Here is a 12560-nt window from a genome sequence, read left to right as displayed (position 1 = left end):
TGAAAACAGAATCCAGATATAAGAACAAACTTACAACTGAATCCTGTTTCCATTTACACAAAATTTTGGACAGTACCTACAAAATAAAAAAATTGAAAGACTCTTCATTCCTTGAAGAGTCTTTTCTTTTAGAATACCCTGAACACTAAGACCTTACCTTCAGTCCGGATTATAAAATGCCTGGCCAATGCCTCATTCAAAGTCCCTTGCCACCAATTGGTAAACACAGACAAAGGATAAGCCAACCCTTCGGCAGATAAAGCCGTACTATTCATATTAAAAACAGAAATCTGCTGACCGATATAAGATTCAAACATACTGTCCTCCCTTATGGGAACAAAGATACCATAATCAGTCATCATACTAACCTCCGCCTGCTCCATATAATCCGCCAGCAAGCTGACATTCCCTATTGTATGATCTTCTCTTTTTCCTGTAGCCCCCATGATAGTAATACGCTTCCTCTCCTGTGACAGGCAGAAGCGAAATGCCTTACTCAAATCATTTGTCTCCTGCTCTGCCTCACTATGAATCAACGAAGCATATCGCTCTTTAATATCCGGCAATAAAGAATCGCCATCGCCAACAATGGCTTCCGGCATTCTACCTGAACGAATATAAGTATTTGCTGCCCCGTCACAACAAACCACATAAGGACACTGCCTCAACCACTCCAGTGCCAACGGATGGGAAGGGAAATCACCATCAGCCAGAATAATTGTTTCCGGCACGTCACATCCTATCGGTAATTTATACTCTTTCATAAGATAAATTCATTAATTGTTTCCACTTCAAATAACCGAAACAAGCGATTACCGCATAAAGTCCATACAAAAAAGAAGTGAAATATAAATCTTTGTAAATATAGATACCACAAGAAACAGCATCAACAACCAGCCATGCCAACCATTGTTCCACATATTTATGTGCAAGCATCCACATGGCAATAATACTAAGTGCTGTTGTAAAACTATCCCACCAGGGCACCGTACTATCTGTACAAGTTTCGAGAATAATCCCTATCAGCACAAACACCACAAGCAGCACAACAAACATAGGCAACAGCAGCTTAGACGGTGTGCCGGAAACAGGCTTCTCCCCTTTATCCGGCGTATGGCGCAACCACATCCACCAACCATAAATTCCAGCCAACAAATAATAGATACTGATAACAGAATCGGCATACAGACCCACTTGATAATAAACAACTATATAAATGGCAGGCATAATGACACTGACCGGCCACAACCAAATGCTCGCCCTATATTCAAACCATAAATAAAGCAGACCGATTAAAGCGCCCGCTATCTCAAGATAATTCATCTTTCTTACTTTTCATTTTCTAATCCGGATGCAAAAGTAACGAATAACTCATACACCTTACCATTTTTTTATCTATCTTTGTCCATTAATTCAAGAAATATCAAAAAGACTGAAAAGATATGCTTACCATTAAACAAATTACAGAGAATACGGAAGAGGTAATCCGCGGACTGGAAAAGAAGCATTTTAAAGATGCAAAAGCAACGATAGAACAAGTGCTTGCATTCAATGACAAAAGACGTAGCACGCAGAATCAATTAGATAAAAACCTGGCAGAAGTGAACTCGCTCTCCAAATCTATCGGGCAACTGATGAAAGAAGGGAAGAAAGAAGATGCTGAAACAGCTAAAGCACGTGTAGCCGAAATCAAAGAAACCAGCAAAGCTTTACAAGCAGAAATGGACAAAGCACAGGAAGACATGACCAACCTGCTTTACACCATTCCCAATGTTCCTTATGACAGTGTGCCCGAAGGTGTAAGCGCTGAAGACAATGTGGTGGAAAAAATGGGCGGTATGGAAACCGAACTCCCCAAGAATGCGCTTCCCCATTGGGAACTTGCCAAAAAATACGACTTGATAGATTTTGACTTGGGCGTGAAAATCACAGGGGCAGGTTTTCCTGTATATAAAGGTAAAGGGGCACGTCTTCAACGCGCATTAATCAATTTCTTCCTGGATGAAGCCCGCGCTTCCGGTTACGAAGAAATCATGCCACCGACGGTAGTAAACACCGCATCGGGCTACGGAACAGGACAACTTCCCGACAAAGAAGGACAAATGTATCATTGTGAAGTAGATGATTTGTACTTGATTCCAACCGCAGAAGTTCCTGTAACCAATATCTATCGTGACGTGATTTTGGACGAAAAACAATTGCCTATCAAGAATTGCGCATATACTCAATGTTTCCGTCGTGAAGCCGGATCTTACGGCAAAGACGTACGTGGGTTGAACCGTTTGCACGAATTCTCAAAAGTAGAACTGGTACGCATTGACAAACCCGAACATTCCAAACAGTCACATCAGGAAATGTTGGACCATGTAGAAGGCCTGTTGAAGAAATTAGAACTCCCCTATCGCATTCTCCGCCTTTGCGGTGGTGATATGAGTTTTACAGCTGCACTTTGCTTTGACTTTGAGGTTTATTCGGAAGCACAACAGCGTTGGCTGGAAGTAAGTTCTGTATCCAATTTCGATACGTATCAGGCTAATCGCCTGAAATGCCGTTACCGTTCTGCCGAAAAGAAAACAGAATTATGCCATACTTTGAACGGTTCCGCACTGGCTTTGCCGCGTATTGTTGCAGCCTTATTAGAAAATAATCAGACTCCGGAAGGTATCCGTATCCCTAAAGCATTAGTTCCTTATTGCGGATTCGAGATGATTGACTAATAACAGCTAATTACATATATTGAATGTCATTCTGAGTATTATTCAGAATCCGATCTTTCCCGACAGATTCTGTCTTGTATGCAGAATGACATTCTTTTTTTATTATTTCAACCTGATTACTAACCATTTAACCTATTATTATGAATACTTCACAGAAAAATTTCATGGTACCTCTTGCCTTTGTAGGCATGATGTTTTTTGCAATTGGTTTTGCATTGGGCATTAACTCTTTCCTAATGCCGGTATTAGAACGGTCAATGGAAATGTCGGCTTCAGAATCCAATCTCCTGCTTGCCGCCACGTTTGTTCCATTCCTAATTTTTGGTATACCGGCCACCAAATGCATTGAAGCCATCGGTTACAAAAAAACAATGGCTCTTTCATTCATCATTTTCGCGATCGCTTTCGGATTATTCATCCAAGCAGCCGCAACAGAATCTATTGTATGGTTTCTTTTCGCCTCATTCATCTGTGGTGCCGCCAATGCAGTACTCCAAGCGTCAGTAAATCCATATGTAACTATTCTTGGACCTATAGAGTCTGCCGCAAAACGTATTTCCATCATGGGTATTTGCAACAAACTGGCTTGGCCTGCTACTACTCTTTTTATCACCTTAGTAATCGGCAAAACCATAGACCAAATAAAAATGGAAGATTTGTTCCAGCCATTTGGTATTATTGTCGGTATTTTCGTTGTATTAGGCATTATCGCCTTAATGGCTCCACTGCCTGAAGTAAAAGCTGCCGGAGAGGATGCCGCCACAGATGCGGAAGAAGCGGTTGCCTGTCCGTATGCAGAAGGTAAAACTTCCATCATGCAATTTCCTCACTTGCTATTAGGAGTACTTGCTCTTTTCCTTTATGTAGGTGTGGAAACCATAGCCTTGGCAACTGCAACCGGATATGCCAAAGCATTGGAGCTGCCGGGTGACAATTACGGATTTATCCCTTCCATCGGTATGGTAGTAGGATACATTTGCGGCGCAACCTTAATCCCTAAATATCTGAGCCAGGCTACCGCAATGAAAATATGTGCCATCATAGCCATCATTGGTTCTGCATTAGTAGCAACCATGCCGGCTGAAATTTCAATCTATTGCATATTCTTTATGGCATTAGGATGCTCATTAATGTGGCCCGCATTATGGCCTCTCGCAATGGCGGATCTCGGCAAATTCACCAAAGCCGGCTCTTCATTGCTAACCATGGCTATTGCCGGTGGAGCGGTTATGCCATGGGTGCGCGGTGTGGTTCAAGATGCAACTAGCTTCCAGACCTCCTACTGGATCTGTGTTCCCTGTTTCCTTTTCATCCTATATTATGGAATGATAGGATATAAAATCAGAACAAAGAAATAATCTCTTTTTCACATCAAGAACAAACTGCAACAAAATCAAAAACGGATTTATCATGATAGGATCAGCCGCCCCTCACAAAAGGGCGGCTTTTCTTTTGTCTTTAAAAAATATAATCCTACCTTTGCATAAATTATCAATTTGACAATCAACTCAGAAAAACAACGAACTTATAGTATAGCAAAATGAATAAGATTATTTCAAAAGAACATTTCTCGGAAAAGGTCTTTAAATTGGTCATAGAGGCACCTCTGATTGCCAAGTCACGTAAGGCCGGACATTTCGTAATTGTCCGTGTCGGTGAAAAAGGAGAACGTATGCCACTTACTATCGCCGGTGCCGATCCCGTAAAAGGTACCATCACACTGGTAGTACAGGAAGTTGGTCTTTCTTCTACACGACTTTGTGAATTGAACGAAGGAGATTATATTACAGATGTTGTTGGTCCGCTGGGTAAAGCCACCCACATTGAAAATTTCGGAACTGTAGTCTGTGCCGGAGGAGGAGTAGGCGTTGCTCCGATGCTTCCTATCGTACAGGCCTTGAAAGCTGCCGGCAACCGCGTAATTACCGTATTGGCCGGACGTACCAAAGAATTAATTATCCTTGAGAAAGAAATGCGTGAAAGCTCTGATGAAGTAATCATTATGACAGACGACGGCTCATACGGGCGCAAAGGATTAGTGACTGAAGGCGTGGAGGAAGTAATCAAACGTGAAACGGTAAACAAATGTTTCGCCATCGGTCCTGCCATCATGATGAAATTCGTTTGCCTGCTGACTAAAAAATATGAAATTCCCACCGACGTTTCTCTGAACACCATTATGGTGGATGGAACCGGTATGTGTGGTGCCTGCCGTATCACTGTAGGAGGCAAAACACGTTTTGTTTGTGTTGACGGCCCGGAATTCGACGGCCATCAAGTAGATTTTGACGAAATGTTGAAACGCATGGGAGCTTTCAAAGATATAGAAAAAGAAGAAATTCACAAACTAGACACCGAAAAGCCGACGACTTGTGAAGCGACTAAAGAACTGGACGGCCGGGATGCCGAATGGCGTGCAAGCTTACGTAAAGCCATGAAGCCTAAAGAACGAATGGCTATCCCCCGTGTAAAAATGAACGAACTGGATGCAGAATACCGTTCACATAGCCGTAAGGAAGAAGTCAATCTAGGTTTGAATGAAGAGCAAGCTGTAACGGAAGCAAAACGTTGTTTGGACTGCCCCAACCCTACTTGTATGAACGGATGCCCCGTAGGAATCAATATCCCGAAATTCATCAAAAATATAGAACGCGGTGAATTCCTTGAAGCTGCCAAAACCTTAAAAGCAACCAGTGCATTACCTGCTGTCTGCGGGCGTGTATGTCCTCAAGAAAAACAGTGTGAATCACAATGCACTCATCTGAAAGCCGGACACGAAGCCGTTGCCATAGGCTATTTGGAACGTTTTGCTGCTGATTACGAACGTGAAAGCGGTCAAATATCCGTACCGGAAGTAGCGCAAAAGAACAACATAAAAGTGGCAGTTATCGGTTCAGGTCCCGCCGGACTCTCATTTGCTGGAGATATGGCTAAACAGGGATACGATGTCACTGTATTCGAAGCTTTACATGAAATAGGGGGTGTATTAAAATATGGGATTCCCGAATTCCGCCTACCCAATAAAATCGTAGATGTAGAAATTGACAATTTATCCAAGATGGGTGTCAAATTCATGAAGGACTGCATCGTAGGAAAGACAATCAGTGTGGAAGACTTGGAAGCAGAAGATTTCAAAGGTATATTTGTAGCAGCAGGTGCCGGGCTTCCCAACTTCATGAATATCCCGGGTGAAAATTCTATCAATATCATGTCTTCCAACGAATATCTGACTCGTGTAAATCTAATGGATGCAGCCAGTGAGGATTCGGATACTCCTGTAACATTCGGCAAACGTGTAGCAGTAATCGGCGGTGGTAACACAGCTATGGACTCTGTCCGCACAGCACGCCGCTTGGGAGCAGAACGTGCAATGATTATTTACCGCCGTTCGGAAGAAGAAATGCCTGCCCGCCTGGAGGAAGTGAAACATGCTAAAGAAGAAGGTGTGGAATTCCTGACTCTGCATAACCCCATAGAATATATTGCCGATGAAAAGGGGCGTGTGAAACAAGTCGTTTTACAGAAAATGGAATTAGGCGAACCAGATGCTTCCGGCCGTCGCAGTCCGATAGCTATTCCAGGAGCAACAGAAACCATTGACATTGATATGGCGATAGTCAGCGTAGGCGTCTCCCCTAACCCGATTGTTCCCAGTTCCATCCCGGGATTGGAATTGGGACGCAAAGGAACAATTGCCGTAAATGAAAATATGCAATCGTCAATCCCGACTATTTATGCCGGTGGCGATATTGTGCGTGGTGGAGCTACAGTTATCCTTGCAATGGGTGACGGACGTAAAGCAGCTGCTTCCATGCATGCACAACTCTCCTCCAAATAAATATTATCATTTTCACTAATTTAGCCCGTTATTAAAAATTAACGGGCTATTTTTATTCTATACCGAAAATAAATCACACAGACAGAATGGACCCCATAAATCCATATAGACCTATATCGCCTATCTGACCAATGTACTGACATCAATTGAAATACATACCATGAATATGAACCCTGTCACTATATCTGGAAATAAAATACAAAACTTGATTACCAAATATTGAAGTAACTATCTAAATGTCTATATGAAATGTGCTCCATGACAACAAAAGAGGTGTAAACGAATCCTTTTATTAACCAAATAAAATTTAAAGTATTCACATTATAAACAATTAATAACTCAAATTTAACCAGCATTAAACTCACTCCAGATTACTTTTGTTACCAATTATAACCATAAAGAAAAAACGAATGACCCAAAGGGTAAATTTTAGCATATTATTCTGCACTATCAGTATACTGACAGCACAAGCACAATGGAACAAACAGGACTCGATTCGTTTACAGGAGCTATTGAATGGAGATGGAGAACTAAAAATCAACACAGAAGCCGTAAAGTCTATCCATTTCGACTTTCAATCGGACAAAGACAATATAAAAGGTACTCCAATCATGTCCGAAGACAAACCGTGGATGAAGTTTCTGAAAGACTTGCCTAAAAACTTCGGCGACACAACCAAATGGGTACGCCCTAACTTTGTGCGTCTTACTCCCTACACTCCTTACACCACATGGCATGAAGATCCGGTTAATGATCCCATTTTCTTGAAAAGAAAAGACTCTCTGACAATATCATGGAAACTAAATATCAAACTGATTCCCGGTTTGCGAAACGGCTATGTAATATTACCTGCCGGCATGGATCAAACGGTAACTCCCAGTAATAACCCATTAATAGGAGGACTGGATGCCGACAAATTCCTGTATGAATCTTTAACCAAACGAGGACGTGCCATCCGACGTAATCGTAATCGTGCCAAAGGTTGGAAAATCTATCAAAGTTACGTACCAACCCGACAGGATTCCATCTTGTTTCCTAGAATCAGCAAAGTATCTGAACAAGATTCATTGCCCAAACAAGACACTTTGCTTATCAAAAAGGATTCAGCAATTATTAACCAAAACTCATTACTTCTTAAAGACAAAATAAACGGCAAGGACCAAACAGAGAAAAGCCGCTAAATGGTTCCACTTCAGTTCTGTTTTAAATGCCCAAACAGAAAATAATGTAAATACAGCCAATGTGATGACTTCTTGAATCACCTTGAGTTGCATAATATCAAACGGTCCTCCACTATCTTTAAACCCAAGACGATTGGCAGGAACCTGAAGACAATATTCAAAAAAAGCAATTGCCCAACTAAATGCAATCACACCAATCAACGGAAGGGCTGCAAACCAACTGAACTCTTGTCGCATTTTTAAATGACCATACCAAGCAAACGTCATAAAGACATTTGAAAAAATCAGCAAAATTACTGAATAAATACCATGAGACAACATATATTCTAATCTATTTTTTATCTGGAAACAATCTGCCTATAATATCCATTATGCTTTTAACAACTGCATATCAACAAGCATTTTGGGAGTGCAAAGATAATGGAAATAATCGAATTAAGAATAATACAATGAGTTATTGCCGCAACAAGCATGTTTTATTTCCGTTGAACAAAAAAGCAACCAATTCCACTCTTTCAATCTGCTATTTGTTAAGAAAAAAGTTCATTTGCTAAACCATGTTATAACAAGCTTTTTTTCTTTCTAAGAATTTGGACCCATCTCAGAAATTCGTATATTTGCACTGTGTTTTTCATAGTATTAGATTTAAGGTTAACAAAAGATTGGCTGTCTGGGAAGATAGCCTTTTTTATTTTATTCTTGTTAGCCCCCCCCAAAAAAAGTGTCACTACTAAAAATGAGACAAAATGAAAAAGGCAAAAACCAAAGTAAGATTGCTTGCAAAAATATAGGGAATGCCAAAGTATGTTTTTCCCGCATCAGAAAACATGTTTGTACACGTATATTCCCATATAGTTATACATACGTATAGACTTGTGCGGACGTATGTATGTATAATTATATGTCCAAAATAAAATTCCATATCAAAGACAAGGGCGTTTTTTAAAAACGTCTTGATCTTTTTTACCGTTACCGGAACTTTGTAAACCGTCATTCTATGGAAATCCCCCCCTTATGCACACTTCTTGCGAGAAAAAAGCCTGAAAACACCCTACTCCCTATCAAGCCTGAAATAGCCCACAATATATGTATATAACTGAGGACAAGCATGTTACACGAAAACATATTTTAGAACACTATGAGAGCATGAGAGCATAAGTGAGAACAAATATTTTTACTATATGCATATAAGTTGTTTATAATTAGTCTGTTATACAGACAGTGAGGGCATGAGGGCATAAACATCCGAACTTCCTCAAGAGAAAAACTGATACGTCAAGAACATTTCTGAAAGCTATCAGAGAACAAAACAATCCTTCAAGAACCAAAGTCCTTCCCCACGATTTTGCAGATAAACCTCAAACAGACCGAAAAAACCGCTTGTTAAAAACTTGTTTTTCAATTGAAAGGACAGAGAAGCACTCTTTACAAGGCAAAGTCATTTAAAAAAAGAAATAAAACATTGCCCGCAAATAAAGTCTTGCTAGCTTGTTCAAGAACTTTCTATTTATCACAAACTTCAAACTTTATTAAATCATTAAACCATTTCTACCCGTATTTGTCATCTAGGAAACAATAAATAGATTAGATTATGGAAAAAATTATTGAGAGAAATGTCCCTATTGCAGAAGAGAATGTAACATTATCAGGACAACCGGCAACAAATATGTTCGAAGACTGGAGTGAGAACATAACTGAAACAGATCTTTTGCATGAAGAAAAAGATAAAGGACTCTCCCCTAAAAAGAATCCCAAAAAACTAATGAAAGAAATGGATCAGATAGTACAGGATGACATTAAAAACATTCATTAATAACTATTCATCCAATCCCCTTTACTATTTTACATTTGTCCTAGGCTAGTGTACAAAAATCACTTGGCGAAAAGAGTATAAGGACAACTGAATACAAATAAATTGGAAACAGCTGCCATAAAAAACAGTTGTTTCCAATTTCAATTATGAACAAAATCTCTATGACGGCAAATTAATTAAGATAACAACACAAGTCTTGATGCCATCCTGTTGGAGCATTATTCACCTCAACAGGGGTAAAATGATTTATCGCAATCACATTCTTCACTCCACGTACTATATCTTTTGCAAACAACGCTGCAAGTCCTAATCCCATTACCCATACTAACACAACAAAAAACTTTCTCATATCCTAATATATTTAAATGGTTATTCTTATGACAAAGAGAAAACAAAGCCTATGCCAAAACAAGACAGGCTTTGATTATCAATTAAATACATTAAGAATAAGCTATTTTCAAAGAAAAAGATCCACATTTTCATTGTAGAATATTTCTACACTTTCCCCAACAAACCAGACATGTACATCACCTTGTATCCGGCACAACAAACAACAGGAAGGATAACTTTATAACATTCTTCCTCATCTAAATACATTAATAATATTGATAGTTGGTTAAGCTGCACACAAGTACAAACAACTAACTATAAGCAGTTTCGTTATATCCCCTAATAACAAAACAACCATATCCACTATAAATCGTGTTCATTCATCCCAGGCAACAATTCTTCCTGAATATTTGTCATGCATTTCCACAAACTATACCGTGCTTCAGGATTCATTTTTTCTAGAGAATATAAAACCTCTTTCATATTTGAACGATTCGACAAACTTTCATAAGGACAATCTTTGATCTGTTTACGAAAACCGCGGATACGTGCCATTTCAATTAAATCCGCTTCATGTACCAAGCACATCGGACGAATAATTGTCATCTCAAATTTACGCATCACTAATTTAGGAGGCATTGTACTGAAGGCTCCCTGAAAAGTAATATTCATCAACAAAGTTTCCAAGATATCATCCATATGATGTCCTAAAGCAATCTTATTGCACCCCTGCTCCTTTGCCACCGTGAACAAAGCTTTTCTCCGATTCCAAGAACAAAGGAAACAAGGAGACTTCCGAGTGTCGGTACTCGGATCAAAAAAAGTTTCATAATGCACAAACGGCACCCCTAAATCCTCTGAGTAGCCTTTCAGATATTCCAAATCAGATTGATAAGGAATATTTGTCATGCCTACATGCACAGCTATCACTGTAAATTTCGGTTTCAAAATACGTGAACGCCTTGCCAATAGCTCCAACAGAGCCAAAGAATCCTTCCCACCAGAAAGACCTATCAAAATTTTATCACCATCCTCAATCAAGCGATACTTTACCACCCCCTTGTTAAAGCGTTGCTCCAACCTTCGCATTATTTTCTCGTCTTCCGTAAATTGTGCCATACATCTTCTTTAAAAATAGGGCACAAAAGTACATGAAAAGAATGATTTATGGAAGATTTAACAAAATAGAATTATGTGAAGCATGAGAATTCCAATTAATATTTGTATTTTTGAATCTAAATAATACGGATTATAAACTAACTATGTACAAAAAATATATCATTGGTTTATTTACTTTATGCTGCGCAGGCAATGCTGCGGCACAAAGCTTGGCGCAAGCCAAACAACTTTTCCTGAACGGAGAATTTGAACAAGCCAAACCTGCTTTCCAAAAGCTGGTAAAACAAGCCCCTTCTAACGCCAATTATAATTATTGGTATGGCGCATGTTGTTATGAAACAGGAGAAAAAAAAGAAGCACAGCCCTACCTTGAAAAAAGCGCCGCCCGCAAAGTCATTGACGCATACCGCTACTTAGGAAAACTATATTATGACATCTATCGGTTTGACGATGCCGTAGATAACTACGAACAACACATAGAATGGTTGGAAAAGAAAAAACGCCCTACCGAAATGGCTGAAGCAGAGCTGGAACAAATAAAGCAAGCAGCCCGTATGATAAAAGGAGTGGAAAACATTACTGTAATAGACAGCTTTGTAGTCGATAAAAATGATTTTCTAAAAGCATATAAAATCAGTAGAGAGTCGGGGGCACTCTATCACGATCCTGCGATATCCGGGACTGTCTATCAGACCGAAATGGGCAATAAAGTACTCTACGGAAACCAAAGCACAGACGGCAAGATGCAACTGTACTCCCGTATCCGTCTGTTGGACGGCTGGAGCGAGCCCGAACCCCTCACGTCCCTTAATGAACAGGGAAATGTAAACTATCCCTTCTTAATGTCAGATGGCATTACCTTGTATTATGCATCGGATGGAGAAGGCTCTTTGGGAGGATACGATATTTTTGTAACTCGCTATGATTCGGAAAATAGCAATTATCTTCGTCCCGATAATATAGGAATGCCATTTAACTCTCCCGCCAATGACTATATGTATGCCATTGATGAATTCAACAATATCGGCTGGTTTGCTTCAGACCGCTATCAGCCTGATAACAAAGTCTGTATCTATGTGTTTGTACCGAACTCTTCAAAAGAAGTATACAATTATGAAAGTACAGACGAACAGATCATCATAAATGCAGCCAGCCTGCGCTCTATCCATACCACTTGGAAAGATGAAGAGAAAGTACGAACCGGCAAGCAACGCCTGGCAGCCATAATGTATGCCAAAGAATCCGGAGAACAACAAAAAGACTTCACCTTGATAATAGATGATTCTGCCGTTTACCACACATTGAACGACTTCCGCTCTGCCGAAGCACGCAAACTTTACCAGCAAAGAATACAAAAGCAGAAGGATTATGACAACCTGAAGAAAAATTTGGATGACAAGCGCGAACAATATGCCCAAGGGAACAGTGCACGAAAGAAGAATCTGACACCCGCCATTTTGGAATTGGAAAAACGTACTGAACAACTTCTGAAAGAAATGGCCCAACTGGATATCAGTGTCCGCAACGAAGAAATAAAGAAGTTGAAACACTAATACAAAGAT

Annotated in this window: 11 protein-coding genes; 6 read left to right on the top strand and 5 right to left on the bottom strand. The window is 39.9% G+C overall.

The annotated features are described in order from the left end of the window. Window positions 1-128 precede the first annotated feature (128 nt). Window positions 129-764, bottom strand: coding sequence for a thiamine diphosphokinase (locus tag AB5062_RS15065; protein WP_005839379.1), 636 nt, complete (start codon window positions 762-764; stop codon window positions 129-131). After that, on the bottom strand, window positions 751-1323 hold the full coding sequence (gene pnuC, locus AB5062_RS15060) for a nicotinamide riboside transporter PnuC (RefSeq protein WP_005851764.1): 573 nt from the start codon (window positions 1321-1323) through the stop codon (window positions 751-753). Before pnuC ends, AB5062_RS15065 begins: the two co-directional genes overlap by 14 nt. Window positions 1324-1442: 119 nt before the next feature. Here pnuC and serS point away from each other — a divergent pair, with 119 nt between their 5' ends. The 4 genes from serS (at window position 1443) to AB5062_RS15040 (ending at window position 7736) form a co-directional block, all read left to right on the top strand. Then, the gene (serS, locus tag AB5062_RS15055; protein WP_005839384.1) at window positions 1443-2717 is read left to right on the top strand and encodes a serine--tRNA ligase; all 1275 of its coding nucleotides are present in this window, start codon (window positions 1443-1445) and stop codon (window positions 2715-2717) included. Between the two features lie 140 nt (window positions 2718-2857). Then, window positions 2858-4075: an MFS transporter gene (locus tag AB5062_RS15050; RefSeq protein WP_005839387.1), complete on the top strand. Its 1218-nt coding sequence runs from the start codon at window positions 2858-2860 to the stop codon at window positions 4073-4075. Window positions 4076-4257: 182 nt separating this feature from the next. Continuing rightward, window positions 4258-6555 carry a bifunctional dihydroorotate dehydrogenase B NAD binding subunit/NADPH-dependent glutamate synthase gene (locus AB5062_RS15045; protein ID WP_032952416.1) on the top strand — a complete coding sequence of 766 codons (2298 nt, stop codon included), beginning with the start codon at window positions 4258-4260 and terminating at the stop codon, window positions 6553-6555. 410 nt (window positions 6556-6965) lie between these two features. Continuing rightward, window positions 6966-7736, top strand: coding sequence for a DUF4858 domain-containing protein (locus tag AB5062_RS15040; RefSeq protein ID WP_012055795.1), 771 nt, complete (start codon window positions 6966-6968; stop codon window positions 7734-7736). Here the strand turns inward: AB5062_RS15040 and AB5062_RS15035 are convergent. Next, a complete protein-coding gene (locus tag AB5062_RS15035; protein ID WP_005851774.1) occupies window positions 7683-8057 on the bottom strand; it encodes a DMT family protein in 375 nt (124 codons plus the stop codon). The two genes, AB5062_RS15040 and AB5062_RS15035, sit on opposite strands and share 54 nt — an antisense overlap. A 1270-nt stretch (window positions 8058-9327) precedes the next feature. On the opposite strand from AB5062_RS15035, the gene AB5062_RS15030 reads away from it, so the two are divergent. After that, entirely contained in the window at window positions 9328-9549 is a 222-nt protein-coding gene (locus AB5062_RS15030) for a hypothetical protein (protein WP_016270538.1), read from the top strand. 172 nt (window positions 9550-9721) lie between these two features. On the opposite strand, the gene AB5062_RS15025 is transcribed toward AB5062_RS15030, so the two are convergent. Both AB5062_RS15025 and AB5062_RS15020 read right to left on the bottom strand, forming a co-directional pair. After that, a complete protein-coding gene (locus tag AB5062_RS15025) occupies window positions 9722-9898 on the bottom strand; it encodes a hypothetical protein (RefSeq protein ID WP_005851777.1) in 177 nt (58 codons plus the stop codon). Window positions 9899-10242: 344 nt separating this feature from the next. Continuing rightward, window positions 10243-10998, bottom strand: coding sequence for an ATP-binding protein (locus tag AB5062_RS15020; protein ID WP_005839398.1), 756 nt, complete (start codon window positions 10996-10998; stop codon window positions 10243-10245). 143 nt (window positions 10999-11141) lie between these two features. Between AB5062_RS15020 and AB5062_RS15015 the strand changes: the two genes are divergently transcribed. Beyond that, a complete protein-coding gene (locus tag AB5062_RS15015; protein ID WP_012055799.1) occupies window positions 11142-12551 on the top strand; it encodes a tetratricopeptide repeat protein in 1410 nt (469 codons plus the stop codon). Window positions 12552-12560: the final 9 nt, after the last annotated feature.

Source organism: Phocaeicola sp. RTP21359st1_B8_RTP21360_211022 (assembly GCF_040911965.1).
Classification (GTDB): domain Bacteria; phylum Bacteroidota; class Bacteroidia; order Bacteroidales; family Bacteroidaceae; genus Phocaeicola; species Phocaeicola vulgatus.
The sequence above is the reverse complement of the archived record's forward strand: the minus strand, read 5'-3'. Positions and strand labels throughout refer to the sequence as shown.